Here is a 20131-nt window from a genome sequence, read left to right as displayed (position 1 = left end):
ATCGGCCCGAACGGCGCCGGAAAAACCACCTTGCTCAGATTGATCCTCGGCGAGGAAAATCCCGACGGCGGTACGGTGAAGCAGGGCGCGCGCCTGCAGATTGCCTACTTCGACCAGATGCGTGCGCAACTGAACGAAGAGACCAGTCTTGCCGATACGATTTCTCCCGGCAGCGAATGGGTAGAAATCAACGGCCAGCGCAAGCATGTGATGACCTACCTGAGCGATTTTCTGTTTGCGCCCGAACGTGCGCGGTCGCCGGTGAAATCGCTGTCGGGCGGCGAGCGCAATCGCCTGCTGCTGGCGCGGCTGTTCGCGAAGCCGGCCAACGTCCTGGTTTTGGACGAGCCGACCAATGACCTGGATATCGATACGCTGGAGCTGCTGGAGGAATTGCTCGAAGAGTACAGCGGCACCGTGTTCCTGGTCAGCCATGACCGCACCTTTCTCGACAATGTGGTGACGCAGGTGATTGTTGCCGAGGGCAATGGCATGTGGCGCGAGTATGTCGGCGGCTATAGCGATTGGGAACGGGTGAGGGCGGTACAGCCGGTGCCGGTCAAGGCTGCGCCAAAGCAGGAAAGCAAGCCGGCTGCAAAAGAGGCCCAGCCTGCGCCGAAGCAGAAGAAACTGAGCTACAAGGAACAGCGCGAACTGGAAACCTTGCCGGCACTCATCGCCGATCTGGAACGCGAGCAAAAATCGATTACGGAAAAACTGGCGGACCCGGAAATCTACCAGCAGGTCGCCGAAGTGCAGCGCCTGAATCAGCGCTTCGCCGAGATCGATGTGCTGCTGATGGAAAGCCTGGAAAAATGGGAAGCGATCGAGGCAAAAGCCAACGGCTGATTCAGTTCAGCCGGCGGCTTGCTTCGCGTAATTCAGGCAGGCGGGTCCGCAGCATGTCGGCATCGGTCGCATAGGGCCTCTCCGATAAATATGCTTCCAGGTCATGCAGGGCCGCTTTCGGGCATTGCAGGTTGGCATAGGTGAGGCCGCGGTCGCGTCGCTCTGCAATCTCGTCAGGAAGCAGGATAATCAGGCGCTCCTGCACACCGAGCAGGCGTTGCCAGCGCCTGTGTTCCGCGAACAGGGCCTTCAGATTGCGCAGCATCCGCACCAGGATGTCTCGCGGGTGCGCGGCATGCAGATAGGCGGCCAGCGTCAGATCGTCGGAATCCCCATACTCCTCGGCATACGGTTCCAGTCTTTCTTCCAGCTCCTCCCGGGACAGGCTGGCGCCATTGAACGGATCAAGAATGATTTCGCCGGATTGCACGGACAGTTTCATCAGGAAATGTCCGGGGAATGAAATGCCCTTGACGTTCAATCCGATCTGTTGCGCAAGCTCCATGTAGATCACCGCGAGCGAAATCGGAATCCCGCGGCGAGTATGGATCACGCGGTGCAGATAGCTATTGTCCGGGTCGTAGTAATTGTTGACGTTTCCGCCAAACCCCAGCTCCTGATAGAAGAAGTGATTGAGCATGCGCAGTTTCTGGATGCTTGACGCATCCGACGCGAGCCTGCGCTGGAGATTGGCGGCAAACAGGTCGACCTCGGCCTGTGTGGCAGCAAGGTCCAGTTGCGGATCGACATCCTGTGCAATGGCCAAGGCGGCTTCGAACAAGGGAATGTCGTCATCCTGCTGAACCAGCGAAGTGAAGTAATCGAGAGCACTGATCATCATACAGAACCATCATATAACCATGGAGCCGGCAAGAGAAGGCCGGTAGGGCATAAAAATGCCCGGTGCCCGATTTATGACGATGTGCGCTTGAAATCGCTGAACCTGAATCCCATCGCGAGCAGGGCGCCGAAATAGGTGATGCCGCAGGCGAGCAGGACCGCGGTCAGGGCGCCGACACGCCACAGCGGATGCGCTTGCAAGGCAAGCCAATCGAACTGGCCTGCCGTCCACAAGGCAACACCCGCAAGCAGCAGCAGGGCGCCGGCCAGGCGTACCAGAAACAGCAGCCAACCCTTATTAGCTACATAAATTCCGCGCCGACGCAGCCCCCAATAGAGAAAGATGGCATTGATGCAGGCCCCAAGGCCGATCGACAAAGCCAGGCCGGCATGGGCTATCCAGGGAACGAATACCAGGTTCATCAGCTGGGTGGCAATTAGGACGAGGATAGCAATCTTCACCGGTGTCTTGATGTCCTGTTTTGCATAGAAGCCCGGGGCCAATATCTTTACCAGAATCAATCCGATCAACCCGACGCCATACGCAATCAATGCGCGTCCGGTCATTGCGACCGATTCCTGATCGAATTTGCCGTAATGAAATAAGGTAGCGGTAAGTGGTTCCGACAATGTCGCGAGTCCGACCGCCGATGGCAAGGCAAGCAGGAAAGTCAGCCGCAAACCCCAGTCAAGCAAGGAAGAATATTCATCCTTATCCGCGTCGGCATGGGCTTTCGCCAGGCTGGGCAGAAGGATTGTGCCCAGGGCGACGCCAAGCAATGCAGTCGGAAATTCCATCAACCGGTCCGCGTATGACAGCCAGGAAACGCTGCCATTTTCCAGGTGCGATGCGATGTTTGTGTTGATGATCAGGCTAATCTGTGCGACCGAGACGGCGAAGGTGGCCGGCACCATTTGTTTCAGGACCCGGCGGACCCCTTCATCCTTCAATGCCGCTTTGGGGTTGAAGGAAATACGCGGCAGCATGCTTATCTTGCGCAGCGCAGGAAGCTGAAACGCAAGCTGAAGTACGCCACCGACAAATACTGCGCCCGCCAAGGCGTACACCGGTTGTGAAAGGTGAGGCGCTGCAAAGAGTGATGCAGCTATGAAAGACAGGTTGAGAAGCACCGGCGTGAACGCCGGAACCCGGAATTCACGCCATGTATTGAGAATGCCGCCCGCCAATGCGACGAAGGACATGAATCCGATATAGGGAAACATGATTCGGGTCATAGTGACGGAACTCGCAAAGGCATCGGCGTCGGACTTCAGGCCGGTGGCAATGAAATAGACTATGGCCGGAGCCGCAATGATGCCGAGAGCGCAGGTCGCTAATAAGGCCCAGGTGAGGATGGTGGCGACATGGTCGACCAATTGTTTGGTGGGCTCGTTGCCTTTTTGATTGCGATACTCTGCCAGGATAGGAACGAACGCCTGCGAAAATGCCCCTTCCGCGAATAATCGTCTGAGCAGATTCGGTATGCGGAAGGCAACAAAGAAAGCGTCGGTATAGGCGGATGCGCCGAAGGCCCTTGCGATCAACAGTTCACGAAGCAAGCCCGTCACTCGGGAGAGCATGGTCATGCCGGAGACTGTAGCCAGCGTTTTGTGCAGATTCATGGGGCGCCATTATAGCCGCTGGTCAATGCACTCGACGGCATGAAATGCCGGCCTGCGTGGCGTTAAGACGGGTTTGCAGCAAATTGCCCATTTTCCGAAAAGCCGATATAATCTGCGGCTTTACTGAATTCTGTCTCGCAATCTGCGTACGCAGTTCGATTTCGTTCTAGGAACCATTCATGGCAAATACCGCACAAGCGCGCAAACGTGCTCGTCAAGCAGTCAAGCAAAACGCACACAATTCCAGCCAGCGTTCGACGCTGCGCACGGCAGTCAAGGCTGTCCGCAAGGCAATCGAAGCAGGCGACAAGGCTGCAGCGACGCAGGTGTTTCAAAATTCGATCTCGACCATCGATCGTATCGCTGACAAGAAAATCATCCACAAGAATAAAGCCGCTCGTCACAAGAGCCGCCTTGCAGCTGCGTTGAAAGCGCTGGCCTAATATCTTTCCTGTCCGGTCTTATACGGTCGGACTGATCCGGTTAGAACAACACAAAAGCCCGCATGACATTGTCATGCGGGCTTTTGTCGTGTCTGCTTTTTATGCCTGCTTCAATATCAATTCCGGCTTTGCTTCGGCAATCCTTCGATCAAGGTGCCCGGTTTAATATTTTTCTGTTTGAACCATCCCAAGTTCATTTCCAATGCATAGCGCGCCGGCTTCTTTGCGCAATGTGAATCAGTCGTCTCAGGCTGCATATCTTCAATGTTGATGATCTTTCCACTTTCGTCGAGAAATGCGACCGAGAGGGGAATATATGTATTTTTCATCCACATGCAGATGCCGGCCGGCCCGTCAAACAGAAACACCATACCCTCGTTAGGCCCAAGTTTTTGCCGATACATTAATCCCTGCTGGCGCTCCGCATCATTGGCGGCGACTTCGGCTTTGATAACGTGAATTCCGGCTGTGAGAGGAACTACGGGAAACTTTGCAGGCTGTTGGGCCATTGCCAAAGCCGTTCCCATCCCCGCAAGAACCGGTATCCATTTAGTAGAAAAAAATAGGGATCTGGTCATGTGCTGTTCACCTGTCTGATAAGGCTATCCTGAACAAACTCAAAGAATAAACAAAAAAGGCAGGCTAGGCCTGCCTTTTGTCATGTCGATCGCCGGATTACTTGGCTGCTGAAGCGGCTTTTGTCTCCGCCGCTTTCTTCACCTTTTTAGCCTTGGCCTTCTTCGCTTTTGTTTTGTTTACTTTAGGAGCTGGCGTGTCTGCTGCGGCAGGAGCCGCTGCCGGAGTTGCGGCTGGAGCGGCAGCATGGCCGGCAGCAAATACGGAAGTGGCAAACAGTCCGGTAACTAACGCGGCGATCAGCTTTTTCATGATAGGGCCTTAAGATAGGAATTGATATATGTTTAGCAACTTGAGTTTTGGTGAAGCAATTCTAATAACGACAGGCAAGAATGCCGGTTGACAATTGACCTGCGTGAAATCCATAAATACTTGCATCGTGCCACAGTGCGAATCCGCGTTGACGTAAGCGGCTTGCTATGATGTAAAGCCTTGCCGGTCAGCCTCATTTCAGGGATTATCCATGCGCTTTCGCACTGCTGTCGTCTCCATTCATGCCGTACTGCTCATTGCGCCCATGGTTACAGCTGCGGCACCCTATATACCCGCTGACGATAGCCAAGTATTGGAGACTCTGCCCTTCAAGGCGAACGACCCGGTTTCCCGGGAGTTGAGGCAAATGCGTGCTGACTTGCAACGCACTCCGAACGATCTGGCCACCGCGGTCCGGTTGGCGCGCCGCTATTACAGCCTGGTTGGCGAGGAGGGCGATCCTCGCTACCTCGGATATGCGCAAGCGGCGCTGGCTCCATGGTGGACCATGTCCGATCCGCCGACAGACGTCTTAATTTTGCGCGCAAGTCTAGGTCAGTTCAGGCATGACTTTGCCGGGGCGCTGGCTGATCTCGGGCAAGTCATCGAACGCGAACCCAAGAATAGCGAAGCGAGAACGCTTCGCGCAATCATCCATATCGTGCAGGCTCGGTACGACCAGGCTAGGGTCGATTGCCGCGCTATCCGTCAGGTCGCGGAGCTGATCGCCACCGGCTGCGAAGCAATGGTCGACGGTCTGACAGGCAAAGCTGATGCTGCCTATCAATCCCTTAGCGCGACCTTGAAGAGGCATCCGCAGGCGAGCATTTCCGAAAAATTGTGGGCGCATATCCGTCTGGCTGAACTGGCCGAGCGACTGCAGCGGCTCGATGTCGCTGAAATGCATTACAAGCAGGCATTGGCATTCAACATCACCGATGGTTTCCTGCTTGCCGCTTATGCAGATCTGCTTCTTGATCTGAAAAGGCCTGGCGATGTGGTCAAACTGCTGAACGACAAGGTGCGGTCCGACGTATTGCTGTTGCGATTGGCCTTTGCCGAGCGTGCGCTGAACATGTCGGTTGCCAGGGAGCATGAGGCAGTCTTGGCTGCTCGATTCGAGGCGGCACAACGGCGAGGCGAAACTGTGCACCAGCAAGAAGAAGCGCGTTTCGCGCTCTACGCGCAAAAAGATGCAAAAAAGGCTTTGGCGCTTGCGCAGGATAATTGGAAGGTGCAGCGGGAGCCGCGCGACGCTCGGATTTATCTTGAGGCTGGAATTGCAGCGAAAGATGCCAAGGCTGCTCAGCCGGTACTGCAATGGCTGTCGGAAAGCAAAATAGAAGACGCTTACCTGAACAGTCTCGGCCGCCAGTTGCAAGGGGGAGGCAAATGAGTCGCCTGTTCCTGCTTCTTTGTTTCCTTGCCAGTACTTTTAATGCACACGCCCACAAACCGAGCGATAGTTACCTGACCCTCAAAGCCAGCGGCAATCTCGTCGAAGGACAATGGGATATCTCGCTGCGCGATATTGATTTCGCCATCGGACTGGACGCCAACGGCGACGCCCAGATCACTTGGGGAGAGGTGCGTGCAAGGCATGCGGAGATTGCTGCCTATTCGATGTCACGGCTGGCATTGTCCAGCGGCGGGAGGGCATGTCCGTCATCGGTGTCCGAGCATCTTGTTGATGAGCATACGGATGGCACCTATGCAGTTCTACGCTTCACGGCGCAATGCGACTTCCCGATTGAAGTTTTAAGTGCGCGGTACAGTCTGTTCTTCGACATCGATCCGCAACATAAAGGGCTATTGCGACTTCAGTACGAGGGAGCAAGCAGCTCGGCAATCTTCACGCCTGACAAAGCGACGCAGGAATTCACGCTGGGTCGGCCCGATAAGCTTCAACAGTTTCTCGATTTTTGCGCAGAGGGCGTCTGGCATATCTGGATCGGTTTCGACCACATTTTGTTCTTGTTGGCATTGCTTCTTCCCGCGGTGTTATGCCGGGAAAATAAGGAGTGGCATGCGGTGCATGCGTTCGCTCCGGCATTCTGGACAGTATTGAAAATTGTGACCGCATTCACGGTCGCGCACTCAATCACACTCAGCCTTGCAACGCTCGGGGTTGTTAGCCTGCCTTCGCGACTGGTGGAGTCGACAATTGCTGCATCGGTCGTGATAGCCGCACTCAACAATATATTCCCGCTGTTCAGCGAACGGCGTTGGGCAATGGCATTCCTGTTTGGCCTGATCCACGGTTTCGGCTTTGCGAGTGTATTAAGCGATCTGGGTCTGCCGCAGGATGCGTTGCTGCTCACCTTGATTGGTTTCAACATCGGTGTTGAAGTAGGGCAACTGGCGATCGTCGCGGTATTCCTGCCGATCGCTTTCGTTTTACGTCGCGGAGTGTTCTACCGAAAAGCAGTGCTGATCGGCGGCTCGTTGCTGATTGCAGCCCTGGCGCTGGCCTGGTTCATCGAACGGGCTTTCGATCTGGAGTTTTTGCCGATTTGAGCCGGGTTTACGAAAGCGCATTGATGGAAATTTCACGCCAGTCACCCGGCCACAAGGGATGAGTTTCCAGAGATACGGCGCCGATCGCGATTCTGATGAGCCTCAGGGTAGGCAAGCCTACTGCCGCCGTCATGCGGCGCACCTGCCTGTTTTTACCTTCCGAGATTCGGATCAACAGCCATGACGTCGGCCTGTCCGCACGCTGCCTGATGGCAGGCTCGCGCGGCCAAAGCCAATCAGGCGCATGGATGTGCGCTGCCTCGCATGGACGAGTCGTGAAATCACCTAGATTGATCGGCTGCCGAAGCTTGTTTAATGACGCCGGATCGGGGACTCCCTCCACTTGCGCGATATAGGTTTTGATGACTTTGCGCTCGGGATGGCTGATCTGGTGCTGCAACTGACCATCATCCGTCAGCAGCATCAGCCCCTCACTATCCGCATCGAGACGACCTGCAGGATAAATACCGGGCAGTTGAATGTAATCGGCTAGCGTGGGACGCGTCGGATGCCGCGAAAACTGGCACATCACCTGATAGGGCTTATTGAATAAAATGAGGGCCATGCTAAGCTTTTCTAACAAAATGGCAACCCGGATTGCAGGATGCCCGGCGCTGGATCGGATTGTACAGCCCGGCCGGCAAGTAGCCGAAGACCTTGCGGTTTAAGCGGCTTCGCGGTTTCTGGCTCGCAAATTGATGGCATCTAGTAAAATACTCGTGCATAATACGAAACGCTGTCTTATGTCTTATATAAGACATCCGCCATAAAGCTGCCGTACAACGGCCCTCTCTTTTTCTCCTTAACCCCGGAGCCTAAGATGTATCAACATATCAAAGTGCCTGCCGATGGCAAGAAAATTGCCGTTAATGCCGATTTTTCCCTGAGCGTTCCTGACAATCCCATCATTCCCTACCTGGAAGGTGACGGGACGGGCGTGGATATCAGTCCGGTCATGATCAAGGTGGTGGACGCGGCAGTTGCCAAAGCATACGGCGGCAAGCGCAAGATCAGCTGGATGGAAATTTACGCCGGCGAGAAATCAACCAAGGTATATGGCCCGGACGTCTGGCTGCCCGAGGAAACACTCCAGGTATTGAAAGAGTATGTCGTGTCCATCAAGGGACCGCTGACAACGCCGGTCGGCGGCGGTATCCGTTCGCTGAACGTGGCACTTCGCCAGGAACTCGACCTGTATGTCTGCCTGCGCCCGGTTCGTTACTTCAAGGGCGTACCGTCGCCGGTGCGTGAGCCGGAAAAGACCGACATGGTGATCTTCCGCGAAAACTCCGAGGACATCTATGCCGGTATCGAATGGCAGGAAGGCTCCGACGGTGCCAAGAAGCTGATCGACTTCCTGGTCAAGGAAATGGGCGTCAAAAAGATCCGCTTCCCGCAGACATCCGGCATCGGCGTGAAGCCGGTATCGCGCGAGGGGACGGAACGCCTGGTACGCAAGGCAATTCAGTACGCGATCGACAACGACAAGCCATCGGTGACGATCGTGCACAAGGGCAACATCATGAAGTACACGGAAGGCGGCTTCCGTGATTGGGGTTATGCGCTGGCGCAAAACGAATTCGGCGCGCAGCTGGTCGATGGCGGTCCATGGTGCAAATTCAAGAATCCGAAGACCGGGCGTGAGATTACCGTCAAGGATTCGATTGCTGACGCTTTCCTGCAGCAGATCCTGTTGCGCCCGAACGAGTACAGCGTGATCGCTACCTTGAACCTGAACGGCGACTATATTTCCGACGCCCTGGCTGCGCAGGTTGGCGGTATCGGTATTGCGCCGGGTGCCAACATGTCCGATTCCGTTGCCATGTTTGAAGCCACGCACGGTACAGCGCCGAAGTACGCAGGCAAGGATTACGTCAATCCGGGTTCGCTGATTCTGTCCGCGGAAATGATGCTGCGTCACATGGGATGGCTTGAAGCGGCCGATCTCATCATCAGTTCGATGGAAAAATCAATCAATTCGAAGAAGGTAACTTATGACTTTGCACGCCTGATGGAAGGCGCGACGCAAGTGTCGTGTTCCGGTTTCGGTGAAGTGATGATCGAAAACATGTAATTATGTCTTGATGCACGAAAGGCCGGATGATGTCCGGCCTTTTTTATTGCACTTTTCGTTATTTGACGAGTGTCTGTTCAAGGGCAAACCGTATCAGGTCGGCCTGTCCCTCAATGCCAAGTTTGCGTTTGATATTCAGGCGATGGGTTTCTATCGTGCGGACGCTGAGGTCAAGTTCACGTGCAATATGTTTATTCGACTTTCCGGTCGCAATGCGCTGCAACACTTCTCTTTCGCGCGGCGTCAGCAGGAGCGCTGGCGACATTGGCCGGGCAAGCTGTCTCGCCAATCCGGCGCTGTAGTAAATACCGCCTGACATGACTGTATCAATGGCTGTAATGATGTCCATCGCCGGCGCATCCTTCAGTACATACCCACGCGCACCAGCCTGTATTGCCTGCATGACATATTCAGCCTTGTCATGCATGCTAAGCATCAAGACCGCAATTTCCGGATATAGCGCATTGAATCGACCAGTAAGCTCGATACCGCTCTTGCCGTTCAGATTGATATCCATCAATGCCAAATCAATTGTGTGCGACGCGGCGTACTCCAAAGCTTCGTCAGCCGAACCGGCCTCCGCAACAACGGCAAACTGCGGAATCGTTTCTAGTCGTGCGCGCAAGCCATCCCGCACAAGCGGATGATCATCAACCAACAGGATATGAACGAAGGCTTGAGTAAGCATTTTTAGGATCTTGGTAGAGTTGCGATGACTTGAGTACCATCTGCAGAGGATGTCAAAAGCAGTTTTCCGCCAACTGCTTCCAATCGCTCATGCATATTGCGCAAGCCGATGCCACGTTTAGGATGCTGTGCAATCTGTGCGACATCGAAGCCTACACCGTTATCGGAAACAAGCAATTGGACGCATTGATTGTTCCCGACCAGTCGCACACTGGCATGAGATGCGACGGCGTGGCGCTTGATGTTAGTAAGTGCCTCTTGCGCGATGCGGAACAATACCGTGTTCCCAACGTCGCTCAGTCCATCTGTCGTGCCGATATTTTCAAAATCGAACGAGAGCGAACTATGCTCCGAAAACTCACGCGTCAAATGATCAAGCGCCGCTGCAAGTCCCAGATCATCCAGAAGTGCCGGCCGCAGGTCATGGGAAATCCGGCGCACTTCGCCAAGTACATCATTCAATTGTCCAGCTGCGCGATCAAAAGACAACCGGGCGAATTCTGGTCGGGCAGCATGTGATGAAAGTTTGGCAATTCCTGATTCGATCTGCAACTTGATCGACACCAGCAATTGACTGATGCTGTCGTGCAAATCTCGCGAAAGACGCGCACGTTCATCCTCCTGGGAGCGCACCACACGTTGCGCAAGGGCTTTGAGTTTTGCATCGGCGACGCGATATTCGCTGATATTCAAAGCCAGCCCGGATATGGCAATGATCAATGCGCCTGTGATCGCAATGCCGGCGATCCAGATCATCGTATTGTGAATGTTGCCGGATATCTGAGTGTCAATCTTCGAAATGGCGGCGTCGACATCGTCCATGTAGATGCCCGTTCCCAGCATCCATCCCCAACGCTCCAGCATCACGACATAACCCAATTTGGGCGCGATTTTTCCGGCCGATGGCTTTTCCCATAGGTAACGCTGAAAACCGCCGCCTTCCTTGGCGCGGGCGGTCAGTAGCTGGATCGTTGGTCTTCCGCTGGCATCTCGCATCTCCCATAAATTTCGGCCAATTAACTCCGGCTGCCTAGGGTGCATCAAATTGTTGCCGTTAAGATCATAAACAAAGAAGTAGCCGTCGTCTCCGAAATTCAACTTGGCCAGGATTGCCTTCGCCTCATTCAATGTGGCTTCATCTTTGCGGCCAGAGTCGTACAAATGATCGATTGACTGAGTAGCGAGCGCGACATAATGCCGTAATTCGGCTTCCTTGCTGGCCAAATAAGCTGCCTCGACTGACGCACGCTGCTGATCCGCGAGAACGGTAGCTTGATACCTGACGGCCAGCGCAATAGCGATCAGCGCTATGATGAGCGGTGTGATCGCAAGGAGAATAACTTTTTGCCGGAGTTTCATAGCGCATGACTTTAACGATATTTTGAGCAACAGCAAATGTATTTAGCTTGGCGGGAGAAAGGACGATATAGGCGGGGCTGTAAAAAAGCGCTTTGTAGTGAAGAATATGCCATACAGCTTCAAGGCGAAAAAAAACCCCGCTTCTGCGGGGCTTCTCTTGCTCTTGCTAATCGGCGTGATTAGGGGGCTTGAATGTTTGAAGCTTGCTTGCCTTTGGGGCCTTGCGTTACTTCGAACTGGACTTTTTGACCTTCTTTGAGGGTCTTGAAGCCGTTCATCTGGATTGCGGAAAAGTGGGCGAACAAATCTTCACCGCCGTCATCCGGAGTGATAAATCCGAAGCCTTTGGAGTCATTGAACCACTTAACGGTACCTGTTGCCATAAAAGCGTCTTTCAAATAAGAACTAATCACACGAGCCGTATAAGCAAGAAGCCTCGCGTAACGCAGCCCCCTCCTAAACCTTGCTCACTTCATATTGACAATCGCATAAGTACTGCAATTTCAATAATTACCATTGTTCCCCCAAAAATTGTAAAAGTCAAGGCGCATTTCTGACAGTTTTGAGTTTTTACAATCACGATAGTACTGTACTCTTGTTTTAATGGATTCGGTCTACATCTGCGCACTATCCTGAAACGGCGTAACATCGGCAAACACATATAGAATGGTTTTACTTGTCCGTTAAGGAATTTGGACTTTTTTAGAATAAACGCATGGCAACTAAGCATGACAACGGTACAGTACTTGCTAGGCAAGAGGAGAAGCTCAAGCCACCGCCGATGTATCAAGTGCTGCTTCTGAACGACGATTACACTCCGATGGAGTTTGTTGTGGCAATCATTCAGGAGTACTTCAACAAAGATCGAGAAACCGCGACGCAGATCATGCTCAAGGTTCATCGTGATGGAAAAGGTTTGTGCGGCGTGTATCCTAAGGATATCGCGTCCACGAAGGTCGAATTAGTGTTAACCCACGCTCGAAAGGCAGGGCACCCCCTGCAATGCGTGATGGAGGAAGCATGATTGCGCAGGAATTGGAAGTTAGTTTGCACATGGCTTTTGTCGAAGCTCGTCAGGCACGGCATGAGTTCATCACCGTCGAGCACTTGTTGCTCGCACTGCTAGACAATCCGTCGGCAGCTGAAGTGCTGCGCGCATGCGCAGTGAATATTGAAGACTTGCGAAAAACGCTGACGAATTTCATCAGTGACAATACGCCGACGGTTCCGGGCACAAGCGAAGTCGATACGCAGCCCACACTCGGTTTCCAGAGAGTGATCCAGCGAGCCATCATGCATGTCCAGTCGGCATCGAATGGCAAGAAGGAAGTGACCGGCGCGAACGTGTTGGTCGCCATTTTCGGCGAGAAGGACTCGCACGCGGTGTATTACCTGCATCAACAAGGCGTCACGCGACTTGATGTAGTGAATTTCATTTCGCATGGTGTCCGCAAGGATCAGCAAACCGATTCTCAGAAAGCGCCGGAAGGTGCCGAAGACGCACAAGCCGAAGGTCAGCAGAAAGAAAGCCCGCTTGATCAGTTCACCCAGAATCTGAACAAACTGGCGGCCGAAGGCAAGATTGATCCATTGATCGGGCGCGAGTCCGAAGTAGAACGTGTCATCCAGACCTTGTGCCGTCGCCGTAAAAATAATCCGTTGCTGGTTGGTGAGGCCGGTGTCGGGAAGACCGCGATCGCCGAAGGGCTCGCCTGGCGCGTGACGCAGGGCGATGTTCCCGAAGTGCTGCAAAACGCCGTGGTGTACTCGCTTGACATGGGCGCGTTGTTGGCCGGTACGAAGTATCGCGGCGATTTTGAGCAGCGCCTGAAGGCCGTTCTCAAGCAGTTGAAGGACAATCCGCAAGGCATCCTGTTTATCGATGAGATCCATACGATCATCGGTGCCGGATCGGCGTCCGGTGGCACGCTGGATGCGTCTAATCTGCTCAAACCGGCTTTGTCGAGCGGACAGTTGAAGTGCATCGGCGCGACGACTTATACCGAATTCCGTGGCGTGTTCGAGAAGGATCATGCGTTGTCCCGTCGATTCCAGAAAATCGACGTGAATGAGCCAACGGTTGAGCAAACAGTGCAAATCCTGCGCGGATTGAAATCGCGCTTCGAAGAGCACCATGGCGTCAAGTACTCGTCTTCAGCGCTGACATCGGCGGCTGAACTGGCAGCTCGGTTCATCAATGACCGTCATTTGCCGGACAAGGCAATCGATGTGATCGATGAGGCAGGGGCGGCTCAGCGCATTCTGCCGAAGTCGAAACAGAAGAAGACCATCGGCAAATCCGAGATCGAAGACATCATCTCGAAGATCGCTCGTATTCCGCCGCAGACCGTCAACCAGGACGACCGCACCAAGCTGCAGACCATCGACCGCGATCTCAAGAACGTGGTGTTTGGTCAGGATCCTGCAATCGAGGCTTTGGGCTCCGCAATCAAGATGGCACGTGCCGGTCTTGGCAAGACAGACAAGCCTATCGGCTCGTTCCTGTTCTCCGGTCCGACGGGCGTCGGCAAAACCGAAGTCGCGAAGCAGTTGGCATTCATCCTGGGCATTGACCTGATCCGTTTCGATATGTCGGAATACATGGAGCGTCACGCGGTAAGCCGACTCATCGGTGCGCCGCCGGGTTATGTAGGTTTCGACCAGGGTGGTTTGCTCACCGAAGCAATCACCAAGAAGCCGCACGCCGTCCTGCTGCTGGACGAAATTGAGAAGGCACACACGGATATCTTCAATATCCTGTTGCAGGTGATGGATCACGGCACGCTGACCGACAACAACGGACGCAAGGCTGACTTCCGCAATGTCATCATCGTCATGACGACGAATGCCGGCGCGGAAAGCCTGCAGAAGCGTTCGATCGGGTTCACCGACAAGAAGGAAGCCGGCGACGAAATGGCCGACATCAAACGGATGTTCACGCCGGAGTTCCGGAACCGTCTTGATGCGATCATCAGCTTCCGTCCACTGGACGAGGAAATCATCCTGCGCGTGGTCGACAAGTTCCTGATGCAGCTGGAAGAGCAGTTGCACGAGAAGAAGGTCGAGGCGGTGTTCAGCGAAAACCTTCGCAAGTTCCTGGGACGGAAAGGCTTCGATCCGTTGATGGGCGCCCGCCCGATGTCCCGATTGATCCAGGACATGATTCGCAAGGCGCTGGCGGACGAGTTGCTGTTCGGCCGGTTGGTGTCCGGCGGACGTGTTACGGTCGATCTCGACGACAAGGAGCAGATCAAGCTCGACTTTGCGGAAGGGGATATCGACCCGCCCGCGGCTCCCGAGGAAACGCTGGAAGTCGAATAACAAGTCGCATATATTGAAAAGCCCGGTTCATGCAGGTGAACCGGGCTTTTTTTATGGGGCGGCGAGGCGGCTCTTGGCCCGCTTTCCAGGCTTTCGGGAGAAGCGCTTGTAGATGCGACTCACTATTGGGCTGGATTCGTTATTTCGAGATGGATGGCATTGATTGCATCAACAACGTTGTCGGGAAGCTGGATGGACAATGCATCGATATTTTCCTGTAACTGGTCCAGGGTGGTTGCGCCGATGATGGTTGATGCTACGAACCAGCGCGAATAGCACCATGCGAGCGCAAGCTTCGCCGGCGTCATGCCGTTGGAGCGTGCCAGTTCGGCGTAACGTCGCGTCGCATTCATGACCGATGGTCTTAGGTAACGCGGACTCCAGTTTGGCGGGAAAATGGTCAAGCGTCCATGGGCTTTCGGATCATCCAGATACTTCGCCGTAAGTTGGCCGAATGCGAGCGGGCTGTAAGCAAGCAATCCGACGTTTTCGCGATAACAGGTTTCATCCAAGCCGGATTCGTAGCTACGATTCACCAGGTTGTAGGCGTTCTGAATGGATGCAATCCGGGGGAAACCCTTGGTCTCCGCCAGCTTGATGAATTCGCTAACGCCCCAAGGGGTTTCGTTGGACACGCCGATATGGCGAATCTTTCCTGCCTTGACCAACGCATCCAATGCTTCGAGGGTGGCATCGATTTCAACATGTGGTCGCTCCTTTTCAGGATTGAAGCTTAGCTGACCGAAGATCGGTGCGTTGCGGCTCGGCCAGTGCAATTGGTACAAATCGATGTAATCGGTTTGCAGCCGCTGCAGGCTGCTGTCAACGGCCGCCCGGAGATTATCTGCATCGAAGTCCGTCCGGCCATTGCGTATCCACCCGAATCCGCGGGACGGGCCGGCCACTTTCGTCGCCAGGACCACTTTGTCTCGATTGCCTGATTTCTTCAGCCAGGTGCCGATATAGCGTTCGGTCAGCCCTTGCGTTTCAGCGCGTGGCATCACGGGATACATCTCTGCGGCATCAACGAAATTGATACCCCGTTCCAATGCGTAATCAAGTTGGCTGTGCGCCTCGCCTTCGGTGTTTTGTTCGCCGAACGTCATTGTTCCGAGGCAGATTTTGGATACTGTCAAATCACTCGTGCCGAGTCGAATTTTTTGCATGCTGTTCGTTACCATTGATTGAAGGTGATGATGCGGAGTCGCACAATACTCTAACGTGATTTCCGCAATGACGCTGCACACTCCCGAATAAGGGCCGGGCCGCGATATATTAATCCGGTATAAAGTTGAACCAGTGACGCGCCTGCGTCAACCTTCGCCTGCGCATCTTTTCCGGAAAAGATGCCGCCGACTCCAATGATCGGTAAAGCGTCACCGATTTCCTTCTTCAACTGGCGGATTACCGAAGTGGATAATTCCAGTACCGGTGCGCCCGACAATCCGCCTGTTTCTTCAGCGTGCTGCATCCCTCGCACCGCACTGCGCGAAATAGTGGTATTCGTGGCGATCACACCGTCGATTTTATGCCTGACCAAGGCGTCGGCGATCGTCTTGATCTGTTCTGCATCGATGTCCGGCGCAATTTTAAGCGTGATGGGAACATAGCGCATGTGCTGGTCGGCAAGCCGATGCTGCGTGTCCTTCAATTTCGACAGAAGCGCATCGAGCTCCGACGACTGCTGCAGTTGACGAAGATTTTTGGTGTTGGGGGAGGAAATGTTCACCGTGACGTAATGCGCATAGGGATACACCTTTTCCAGGCAATGCACATAGTCGTCTGCAGCGCGTTCCAGCGGTGTATCGGCATTCTTTCCGATGTTGAGTCCAAGTATGCCTTCCTTGTTCTGATAGAACCGGGATGCCTGTACGTTTGAAACGAATGCGTCCACGCCGCCATTGTTGAAGCCCATCCGGTTGATGATGGCATTGGCTTTCGGTAATCGGAACATTCTCGGCCTGGGATTGCCGGGCTGGGCACGCGGCGTCACGGTTCCTACCTCGATGAACCCGAATCCAAGCGATGCCAATCCGTCAATGTAAGCGCCGTCTTTATCGAGACCGGCGGCCAAGCCGACTGGATTGGGAAAAACAATGTCCATGACCTTTCGCGGATCTGCTTTCGGCCGGGGGATTACGTTCGTCAATCCGATTCCGGCCGCCTGCCTTAAATACGGCAGAGTCAGGTTGTGTGCAGCTTCCGGGTCAAGAGAAAAAAGAAAAGGGCGTGCAAGCGCGTAGAGAAGTTTATCGGGCATAGATTGCGGGATCTGACCGGCTGCATGAAACGAACATGAATCACGCGAAGCCAGGGCGCAGATTTGCCGAGACGAAAACCGCTATTTTAACGTCAGAACCAGTCTTCCCATTTCCCGTTTCTCAGAGCTTCCAGTGGTTTGAAATTCACCTTGTAAGCCATCTTGGGGCTGTCCTGAATCCAATATCCCAGATAAACGAAAGGGATATCGAGGCGTCTTGCCTGTTCAATCTGCCATAGGACGTTATAGGTGCCGTATGACGCACCGCTTACGTCCGGATCATAGAAGGTATAAACCGATGAAAGACCGTCGTTCAGGATGTCGATAATGCTCACCATGCGCAGCGTGCCGTCCTCTTCACGGAATTCGACAAGGCGCGTGTTGACTTTGCTCTGGAGCAGGAACTGTGCGTATTGATCGCGGCTGTCCTGATCCATGCCGCCGCCGGCGTGACGCGCTGCCTGGTAGCGCAGATAGAGATCGTAGTGTTCGGGGACGTAAGCGAGATTGGTCACCCACGTCGTAAGATTTTGGTGCTTGACCCAAGCCCGGCGCTGGCTGCGGCTCGCCGTGAACGCGTTGGCTTTCACCCTAACCGGCACGCATGCCTGGCAGCCGTCGCAATAGGGGCGGTAAGTGAAAATGCCGCTACGCCTGAACCCATTCTTGACGAGCTCGGAGTAGACATCGGCATTGATGAGATGCGAAGGTGTCGCGACCTGAGAACGTGCCTGACGCTCATCAAGGTAGCTGCACGGGTAGGGGGCAGTCGCGTAGAACTGCAGAGTGGCGAACGGTAGGTCTTTTAAATGCGTCATTTACGTCTAACCTAGCTGCGATGCTGACATCAGTAATTTACACCGTTAGACCACACGGCATAAGTGTTTTTCTCAACAAGTCAAAATAAATTTGGCACCTTCCATCGCTCGATGGCGGGCTGGTTGATAGCGGTTTTTAAATGGGTCAAAAATTCGGCCCGGGATATCGGGGAGGCGCCGAGCGATGCCAGATGAGAAGTCTCCTGTTGACAGTCAATCATCTTCACTTCGTGTTCTCTTAGAAAGGAAACCAAATACGTCAATGCCACTTTTGATGCATCACTGACCCGCGCGAACATCGACTCGCCGTAGAACATTTTCCCGATTGCTATTCCATACGCCCCGCCGACCAATACGTCATCCAACCAAACCTCGGAAGAGTGCGCATACCCAAGACGGTGCAGGGCAGTATAGCTCTGTACGATTTCTTCAGAAATCCAGGTGCCGCCACCTTCTCCGCGTGGTGCCGCACAGGATCGCATGACCTCCTCGAACGCACTGTCGAAGCGAACTTGCCATTGACCTCCAATCCGCATGCTGTTGTGAACCTTTTTGAGGGTCTTTTTAAGACTGTGTGAAATAACAAATCGATCCGTCATTAAAACCATGCGGGGATCTGTGCTCCACCATAGGATCGGCTGCCCTGCGGAATACCAAGGAAATACTCCATGGCAATAAGCATCCAGCAAGCGCTGGGGCGAAAGATCTCCACCTGCTGCGAGCAGACCGGGCGCGCCGTCTTCTTCAGTTAATGCTTTCGACACATCGGGGAAAGGCGTATCGCTACCCAACCAGGGAATCATAGGGCCTCCCCAAAGAAGCGCATCATGTCGCCCTGATTTGGTGCGTGCAAGGATGGAGAAAAATCCATGGGATAAGAACTTTATAAAAATCAATGGCTTGCATAATTGCACTAAAACGGAACGAGTTTTGCTTCCATAGTGCAATCAATTTCAGGCATGCACTTTTATCGGGAGGTTTTGCGCAATGGATTCACTAAAAAATGGAGCCGACGCCCTATTTATACTACTCGGGGCGATTATGATTTTAGCAATGCACGCGGGTTTTGCATTTCTTGAGCTTGGTACAGTTAGAAAGAAGAATCAGGTCAATGCATTGGTCAAAATCCTTGTCGACTTCGCTGTGTCGACGATCGCTTACTTCTTTGTAGGGTACAGCATCGCATATGGCATCGGTTTCTTCTCCGATGCGGAAACGCTTGCGGCGAAAAACGGATTCGAGCTGGTAAAGTTCTTTTTTCTCCTTACATTTGCTGCGGCCATTCCTGCCATCATTTCCGGCGGCATCGCGGAACGGGCAAAATTCTATCCACAGATTGTCGCCACAGCCTTGCTGGTTGGTCTTGCTTACCCGTTTTTCGAAGGCATTGTGTGGAATCAGCGCTTTGGCTTCCAAGCCTGGTTGAAAGAGGCATTTTCCGCCGAGTTCCATGACTTCGCGGGCTCCGTGGTCGTGCATGCGGTAGGGGGCTGGGCAGCCTTGCCCGCCATTTTGCTGCTCGGTGCCCGCCGTGGGCGCTATTCAAAAGACGGCGCAATCTCCGCCCATCCACCGTCAAACATTCCTTTTCTTGCCCTCGGCGCGTGGATTCTTGCGGTCGGCTGGTTCGGTTTCAATGTGATGAGCGCGCAAACGCTCGACAAGATGAATGGCCTCGTCGCGCTGAATTCCCTGATGGCCATGGTCGGCGGCACACTGGTTGCCCTCGCCGTCGGGAAAAATGACCCCGGCTTCGTTTATAACGGACCTTTGGCCGGGCTGGTTGCCGTGTGCGCCGGGTCGGATTTGATGCATCCTCTTGGAGCACTGGTCACCGGAGGCGTCGCGGGTGGGGTGTTTGTTTGGATGTTCACGCTCACGCAGAACAAGTGGAAAGTTGACGATGTCCTGGGAGTCTGGCCGCTGCACGGATTGTGTGGCGCCTGGGGTGGTATCGCTGCCGGCATATTTGGCCAAAAGGCCTTGGGCGGACTGGGCGGAGTGGCTCTGATGTCGCAGCTCATTGGCACGGCAATGGGCATCACCATCGCTGCTTTTGCAGGCGCAGTCATTTACGGGACGTTGAAAGTCTTAGTCGGTATTCGCCTCGATCCTGAAGAAGAGTTTGATGGCGCAGACCTGTCAATTCACAGGATTAGCGCAACGGCTGAACGGGAAACCAACTGGTGAATGCCGGGTTTGCCACGCAACGGCAGGCTATAACACGCTCTTGAAGCATTGAATCGTGCCGCTTTTTGGCGCGCGGTGCAGTTCTTCCTGTGCGCTTGCTGAAAAAAATTGGCCAGCCGGTTATGCAGCCCTCAACGACCTGTTATCCGGGTTGCCGCAGCTTTTTAGTGATGTCGTATGTATGCAGTTCGTAGGCGCCCTCGCCATTCTTGACTTTCTTCAGATCGGCGAAATATGACTTGAGGGTATAGGCTACCGTGGG

Annotated in this window: 20 protein-coding genes; 8 read left to right on the top strand and 12 right to left on the bottom strand. The window is 54.0% G+C overall.

What is annotated here, in order from left to right:
• The coding region (locus VGU61_RS03935) for an ATP-binding cassette domain-containing protein (protein ID WP_326857793.1) at positions 1-849 on the top strand (849 nt) is incomplete at its 5' end.
• A gap of 1 nt (position 850) precedes the next feature.
• Here the strand turns inward: VGU61_RS03935 and VGU61_RS03930 are convergent.
• Together VGU61_RS03930 and murJ are read right to left on the bottom strand one after the other, a co-directional pair.
• A complete protein-coding gene (locus tag VGU61_RS03930; protein ID WP_326857792.1) occupies positions 851-1690 on the bottom strand; it encodes a SirB1 family protein in 840 nt (279 codons plus the stop codon).
• Positions 1691-1761: 71 nt separating this feature from the next.
• A complete protein-coding gene (murJ, locus tag VGU61_RS03925) occupies positions 1762-3312 on the bottom strand; it encodes a murein biosynthesis integral membrane protein MurJ (protein WP_326857791.1) in 1551 nt (516 codons plus the stop codon).
• 179 nt (positions 3313-3491) lie between these two features.
• On the opposite strand from murJ, the gene rpsT reads away from it, so the two are divergent.
• On the top strand, positions 3492-3755 hold the full coding sequence (rpsT, locus tag VGU61_RS03920) for a 30S ribosomal protein S20 (RefSeq protein ID WP_326857790.1): 264 nt from the start codon (positions 3492-3494) through the stop codon (positions 3753-3755).
• Positions 3756-3871: 116 nt separating this feature from the next.
• Here rpsT and VGU61_RS03915 read toward each other — a convergent pair whose 3' ends face one another.
• Positions 3872-4282 (bottom strand): DUF192 domain-containing protein, encoded by a 411-nt coding sequence (locus VGU61_RS03915; protein ID WP_414691591.1) that lies wholly within the window; start codon positions 4280-4282, stop codon positions 3872-3874.
• Between the two features lie 148 nt (positions 4283-4430).
• Positions 4431-4643, bottom strand: a complete 213-nt coding sequence (locus VGU61_RS03910; RefSeq protein ID WP_326857789.1) for a hypothetical protein — start codon at positions 4641-4643, stop codon at positions 4431-4433.
• Between the two features lie 508 nt (positions 4644-5151).
• Here VGU61_RS03910 and VGU61_RS03905 point away from each other — a divergent pair.
• Together VGU61_RS03905 and VGU61_RS03900 are read left to right on the top strand one after the other, a co-directional pair.
• Positions 5152-6039 carry a tetratricopeptide repeat protein gene (locus tag VGU61_RS03905; protein WP_326857788.1) on the top strand — a complete coding sequence of 296 codons (888 nt, stop codon included), beginning with the start codon at positions 5152-5154 and terminating at the stop codon, positions 6037-6039.
• Entirely contained in the window at positions 6036-7160 is a 1125-nt protein-coding gene (locus VGU61_RS03900; protein ID WP_326857787.1) for a HupE/UreJ family protein, read from the top strand. Before VGU61_RS03905 ends, VGU61_RS03900 begins: the two co-directional genes overlap by 4 nt.
• Before the next feature lie 7 nt (positions 7161-7167).
• Here VGU61_RS03900 and VGU61_RS03895 read toward each other — a convergent pair whose 3' ends face one another.
• The gene (locus tag VGU61_RS03895; RefSeq protein ID WP_326857794.1) at positions 7168-7725 is read right to left on the bottom strand and encodes a pseudouridine synthase; all 558 of its coding nucleotides are present in this window, start codon (positions 7723-7725) and stop codon (positions 7168-7170) included.
• A gap of 255 nt (positions 7726-7980) precedes the next feature.
• On the opposite strand from VGU61_RS03895, the gene icd reads away from it, so the two are divergent.
• Entirely contained in the window at positions 7981-9234 is a 1254-nt protein-coding gene (gene icd, locus VGU61_RS03890) for an NADP-dependent isocitrate dehydrogenase (RefSeq protein ID WP_326857786.1), read from the top strand.
• A gap of 58 nt (positions 9235-9292) precedes the next feature.
• Here the strand turns inward: icd and VGU61_RS03885 are convergent, their stop codons facing one another.
• From VGU61_RS03885 to cspE, 3 genes are all read right to left on the bottom strand, one after another.
• Positions 9293-9922 (bottom strand): response regulator transcription factor, encoded by a 630-nt coding sequence (locus VGU61_RS03885; protein ID WP_326857785.1) that lies wholly within the window; start codon positions 9920-9922, stop codon positions 9293-9295.
• A 2-nt stretch (positions 9923-9924) separates the two neighbouring features.
• The gene (locus tag VGU61_RS03880; RefSeq protein ID WP_326857784.1) at positions 9925-11280 is read right to left on the bottom strand and encodes a cache domain-containing protein; all 1356 of its coding nucleotides are present in this window, start codon (positions 11278-11280) and stop codon (positions 9925-9927) included.
• Positions 11281-11459: 179 nt separating this feature from the next.
• Positions 11460-11663: a transcription antiterminator/RNA stability regulator CspE gene (gene cspE / locus VGU61_RS03875; protein WP_009665919.1), complete on the bottom strand. Its 204-nt coding sequence runs from the start codon at positions 11661-11663 to the stop codon at positions 11460-11462.
• 332 nt (positions 11664-11995) lie between these two features.
• On the opposite strand from cspE, the gene clpS reads away from it, so the two are divergent.
• Positions 11996-12304, top strand: a complete 309-nt coding sequence (clpS, locus tag VGU61_RS03870) for an ATP-dependent Clp protease adapter ClpS (RefSeq protein WP_326857783.1) — start codon at positions 11996-11998, stop codon at positions 12302-12304.
• Positions 12301-14601, top strand: a complete 2301-nt coding sequence (gene clpA, locus VGU61_RS03865; RefSeq protein WP_326857782.1) for an ATP-dependent Clp protease ATP-binding subunit ClpA — start codon at positions 12301-12303, stop codon at positions 14599-14601. The genes clpS and clpA overlap by 4 nt, the downstream gene beginning before the upstream one ends.
• Before the next feature lie 122 nt (positions 14602-14723).
• Here clpA and VGU61_RS03860 read toward each other — a convergent pair whose 3' ends face one another.
• The 4 genes from VGU61_RS03860 to aat all read right to left on the bottom strand — a co-directional run bounded on the left by VGU61_RS03860 (position 14724) and on the right by aat (position 18482).
• Positions 14724-15767: an aldo/keto reductase gene (locus VGU61_RS03860; RefSeq protein WP_326857781.1), complete on the bottom strand. Its 1044-nt coding sequence runs from the start codon at positions 15765-15767 to the stop codon at positions 14724-14726.
• 50 nt (positions 15768-15817) lie between these two features.
• A complete protein-coding gene (locus tag VGU61_RS03855) occupies positions 15818-16861 on the bottom strand; it encodes a quinone-dependent dihydroorotate dehydrogenase (RefSeq protein ID WP_326857780.1) in 1044 nt (347 codons plus the stop codon).
• A gap of 92 nt (positions 16862-16953) precedes the next feature.
• The gene (locus tag VGU61_RS03850) at positions 16954-17679 is read right to left on the bottom strand and encodes an arginyltransferase (RefSeq protein ID WP_326857779.1); all 726 of its coding nucleotides are present in this window, start codon (positions 17677-17679) and stop codon (positions 16954-16956) included.
• 80 nt (positions 17680-17759) lie between these two features.
• Positions 17760-18482 carry a leucyl/phenylalanyl-tRNA--protein transferase gene (gene aat, locus VGU61_RS03845; RefSeq protein WP_326857778.1) on the bottom strand — a complete coding sequence of 241 codons (723 nt, stop codon included), beginning with the start codon at positions 18480-18482 and terminating at the stop codon, positions 17760-17762.
• Between the two features lie 184 nt (positions 18483-18666).
• On the opposite strand from aat, the gene VGU61_RS03840 reads away from it, so the two are divergent.
• Positions 18667-19869: an ammonium transporter gene (locus VGU61_RS03840; protein ID WP_326857777.1), complete on the top strand. Its 1203-nt coding sequence runs from the start codon at positions 18667-18669 to the stop codon at positions 19867-19869.
• The last annotated feature ends 262 nt before the right edge of the window (positions 19870-20131 follow it).

The organism is Noviherbaspirillum sp. (assembly GCF_035944575.1).
Lineage (GTDB): Bacteria > Pseudomonadota > Gammaproteobacteria > Burkholderiales > Burkholderiaceae_D > Noviherbaspirillum.
This window is presented reverse-complemented; position numbering and strand designations above follow the sequence as displayed.